The 3,617-nt window shown below is 63.7% G+C and carries 2 protein-coding genes and 2 pseudogenes; 1 reads left to right on the top strand and 3 read right to left on the bottom strand.

Annotated features, from left to right (window positions below):
• Nucleotides 1-10: 10 nt before the first annotated feature.
• From ACESMD_RS11655 to ACESMD_RS11645, 3 genes and pseudogenes are all read right to left on the bottom strand, one after another.
• Nucleotides 11-634 carry a hypothetical protein gene (locus tag ACESMD_RS11655; RefSeq protein ID WP_372613316.1) on the bottom strand — a complete coding sequence of 208 codons (624 nt, stop codon included), beginning with the start codon at nucleotides 632-634 and terminating at the stop codon, nucleotides 11-13.
• Nucleotides 635-788: 154 nt separating this feature from the next.
• Entirely contained in the window at nucleotides 789-2,087 is a 1,299-nt protein-coding gene (gabT, locus tag ACESMD_RS11650) for a 4-aminobutyrate--2-oxoglutarate transaminase (RefSeq protein WP_372613314.1), read from the bottom strand.
• Between the two features lie 31 nt (nucleotides 2,088-2,118).
• A pseudogene (locus tag ACESMD_RS11645) lies at nucleotides 2,119-2,424 on the bottom strand (aldehyde dehydrogenase family protein); the annotation flags it as partial.
• 329 nt (nucleotides 2,425-2,753) lie between these two features.
• Between ACESMD_RS11645 and ACESMD_RS11640 the strand changes: the two are divergent.
• Nucleotides 2,754-3,617: pseudogene (locus ACESMD_RS11640) on the top strand (hypothetical protein); the annotation flags it as partial.

The following is a 3,617-nucleotide window of genomic DNA, read 5'->3' as shown; positions in this document are numbered from 1 at the left end:
TAGATAGGTCTTAGCGAGGCGAAGAGGCGGGCAGCAGGCGCCGATACTGGTCGAGTCGCTTGTCCAGCCAGTCGCCGCTCAGGGAGTCCTGTGGTCCGGTGCCGGGCACCTTGACCTCGAGGAGAAAGACCCCATGGCGACTGGCGGCGTCCTCGCCACGATCAGGTCGATGGCTGAGCCGTCGAGATATCGCTTCCGGCAGGTGGTCGGCGCGTCGCCAGGTCAGTCGCAGTGCCTGGTGTTCGACCAGATAGTCGAATCTTGCCGCGTCCTTGAGGACCGACATGGCGCCATTAGCGACGCCCTGTGACAGGCTTTCCAGCTTGCGGTAGGAGGATGCCCCGGCCGCCCGGCAGGCTCCCGCTCCCTCGACGTGGCAGCTCTCCCTTTCTTCGGTGTTGTCGGGCCATTCCCCACCTCGACGCAGGGCCGGTGTGGCGGTGAAGGGCAGGACGATGGCCACGGCGGGTGTGCCATCCGGCAGTCGATTGTCAAGACGCAGAACCGTCCCGCCTGGAAACCGCTCGCGTAGCCAGCGGTAGTCACAGGCCCGCTGAACCTTGGCCTGTGCATCCTCCATGGAGTGGTGGGCGCTCTGCAGTGAGCGCAGCAGGGCGAGAGTGCGAAATATCATGGTGCCAACCATCACGGGATCGAAACGGGGCTTGCACCATAGCAGGGAATGGCGAAACGGGCCTCAACGACCCCCTGGATCATCAACGACAACCGCCCGGCTGTCTCCATCCGGGCGGTTGTGTGTCGGGTCAAGCCATGCAGGTTTTCACGGCTCAGGCAGTGGCGGCCTTCTTGTCACCGACCAGTTCCTTGAGCGATGCCTCGATGATGGCCAGACCTTCCTTGAGCACGCTGTCCTCGATGGTGACGGGCATCAGGAAGCGGATGGTGTTGCCGTAGAGGCCGCAGGAGAGCAGCACCAGTCCCTTCTCGCGGGCCTTCTTGCACAGCGCGCCCGCCAGGTCGGCGTCCGGGGTGTGGTTGGCCTTGTTGGAAACCAGGTCGACGGCGGCCATGGCCCCCATGTTGCGGCCGTTGTCGACGCAGTCGAAGGTCTGCTGCCATTGGCTGAAGCGCTTGGCGAGTTTTTCCCCCAGTGCCTGGCTCTTGGCGAGGATGTTCTCTTCCTCGAAGACTTCCAGCACCGCCAGGGCCGCGGCACAGGACACCGGGTTGCCGGTGTAGGTCCCGCCCAGGGAGTTGGGGCCGGAGGCGTCCATGTGCTTGTCGGTGCCGACCACCGCCGAGATCGGCATGCCGTCGGCCATGCTCTTGGCCATGGTGATGATGTCCGGCTCGACGCCGCTGTGCTCGATGGCGAACAGCTTGCCGGTGCGCCCGAAGCCGCTCTGGACCTCGTCGATGATCATCAGCATGCCGTGCTCGTCACAGATATCGCGGATCGCCTTGAGGAAGCTTGGCGGTGCCGGGTAGAACCCCCCCTCGCCGAGGATAGGCTCCAGCACGATGGCCGCAGTGTCCTTGGGGTTGGCATCGGTCTTGAGGATCATCTTCAGGCCGCGCAGGGCCTCGTCCTCGCTGACGCCGTGGTAGGGCACCGGGTAGGGAGCGCGGAAGACGTTGCCTGGCATGCTGCCGAAATCGGTGGCATAGGGGGCGACCTTGCCGTTCATGGCCATGGTCATGAAGGTGCGGCCGTGATAGCCGCCATCGAAACAGATCACGTTGTCCTTGCCGGTGGCCGCCCGGGCGACCTTGACGGCATTTTCCAGGGCCTCGGCTCCGGAGTTGGCCAGCATGACCTTGGCATGGCCGCGTACCGGGGTGATCTGGCTGAGCTTCTCGGCCAGTCTCACATAACCTTCGTAGGGCATGACGGTCTGGCAGGTATGCATGACCTTGTCGAGTTGGTCCTTGACGGCCTGGACGACCTTGGGATGTCGGTGGCCGACGTTGAGCACGCCGATGCCGCCGGAGAAGTCGATCAGGCGATTGCCGTCGGCATCCCAGATCTCGGCATTCTCGGCGTGGTCGGCGAACTGGGTGACGGGGCTTGCGGCACCGCTGGCCACATAGCGTTGCTTGAGTTCGTTGAGTTGTGCGTTGTTCATGATGCCTCCTTGAAGAAATCCGTGCGGGCGATCACAGGCCGCCGACACAGACGTATTTTAGTTCAGTGTACTCGTCCAGGCCGTGTCGAGATCCCTCTCGACCCAGACCCGATTCCTTGACACCTCCGAAGGGCGCCAATTCCGCCGATAGGATGCCTTCGTTGACTGCTGCCATGCCATACTCCAGGCTTTCCATGACATGCCAGATGCGTCGATAATCGCAGGCATAGAAATAGGCGACCAGCCCGAACTCGGTGGCATCGGCGATATGCGATTCGACCTTTTCCACGGCGGCCTGGTTGATCAAGGGTCCCTGGACCACGCCATCATCGAGGCCCGCGACCTCGGCCAGCACCTCACCCGTGGCGGGGTTGGTCACGGCGAACCGCTGCTCGCCGGCTCGCCAGTGCCCACCGATAAAGGCCTTGTCGATCATCAACCCGGATAGCGCAGACATCTCCCTCCCCGAAAGTTGTTATATGTTTGACGAGTGTCCATTATTTAAAACATCCAGCCAAGCCCTTAATGGACGCCTTTCACGGCAAGACAGCCCGGATTTCCTTGCCTTCACCCATCGGCGCAGCCACGGCTTTCCGCTACACTATGCCGCCCATGTTTGGAAACGCTGAGTTGTGTCCTTACCCCTTGCGCTAATCGAGGTGAGCCTTGGCTGATACCCTGAATGCCTGGTGGGCCCAGCAGCTGGTGTTGTGTGACTGGGCCTTTTCGCCGGACCCGCTGTCGGTCGACGCCAAGGGGGCGGAAGTGCGCCTGGCGGCCCTGGGGGTCATGGACCGGGGCGAACTCGCCTGGTGTCTCGTGCAGAGCCTGGGTCTCGGCAAGCATCAGAATGATCCCGGCCGCCTCCTGGCGGGGCTGGAACTGGCCGCCCTGGCAGGGGCGGCCGGCTGGTTGTCCGATGCCAGGGCACGGGATTGGGCTCAGCGCCTGGCCGAGGATATCCTGGCCCACCACGCCAACCTGGATGCCTGGCTGGTGGCTCTGCGGCGTATCCGCAGTGCCGAAGGCTGGGTGACCGGTGACGATGGTTTCGTCGATGCCTGCGAGGCCCTGGCCGTACTCGAGCATGATGGGGAAGGCATTACCTGGCAGCGATTCGGCGATTGGCTCGTGATGAATCAGCGCCACCTCTCGCTATGGCCCGAGTCTCCCTCGGCCCTGGTGTGGCGGTTGCGTGCCGGCTTTTCGCCGGTGATAGAGGTGCCGGCCAGAGAGTCCGATTGGCAGGAACTGGCTCCCTGGCTGACGGAGGCCTGGCAGATCCACGATCGAGATGAACTGATCCGTGCCATGCTCTGGCTCTCTTCCCAGGGCGAGCGACAGGCCTGGGACCTGGACGCCACGCGATTGCTGGATCTGGAGCGCCAGGACCGCCGTGCCTGGCGTGAGGGGCTGGATAGCGATGAGCGTGCCTATGGTCGTGTGCTGCTGGGTTTCGTGGACCGTGGGGAGCCGCTGGAATGGGCGGCCTGGGACTGGCTGCGGTTGATCGATCTGGCCTGGGCCGGG

This window comes from Halomonas sp. (assembly GCF_041689495.1).
In the GTDB taxonomy this organism is placed as follows: domain Bacteria; phylum Pseudomonadota; class Gammaproteobacteria; order Pseudomonadales; family Halomonadaceae; genus Halomonas.
This window is presented reverse-complemented; position numbering and strand designations above follow the sequence as displayed.